A 256-nucleotide genomic window follows, 5' to 3' on the forward strand; every position below is an offset into this window, starting at 1 on the left:
CAGCACCCGTCTCCTATGAGGTATTAGCCCCAGTTTCCCGGGATTATTCCTCACCTGAGGGCAGATTATCCACGTGTTACTGAGCAGTATGCCGAGGTCTTTCACCTCTCGACTCGCATGGCTTAGTCAAACCCTGATAGCAATAGCCTCTGGCAGGATCAACCAGAATGTTAATTATAAAAGCACACTTCGATCTTGGCTTACGACGATATCATCCCTGATACCGTCAGTACTCACGTACTTGCTTACTTTCGGA

At 48.0% G+C, this 256-nt stretch carries 1 rRNA gene; it reads right to left on the reverse strand.

The features are described from left to right. A 16S ribosomal RNA gene (locus RJ53_RS11540) occupies positions 1-169 on the reverse strand; the annotation flags it as partial. Positions 170-256: the final 87 nt, after the last annotated feature.

It is taken from the genome of Methanocalculus chunghsingensis (assembly GCF_018132105.1).
In the GTDB taxonomy this organism is placed as follows: Archaea; Halobacteriota; Methanomicrobia; order Methanomicrobiales; family Methanocorpusculaceae; genus Methanocalculus; species Methanocalculus chunghsingensis.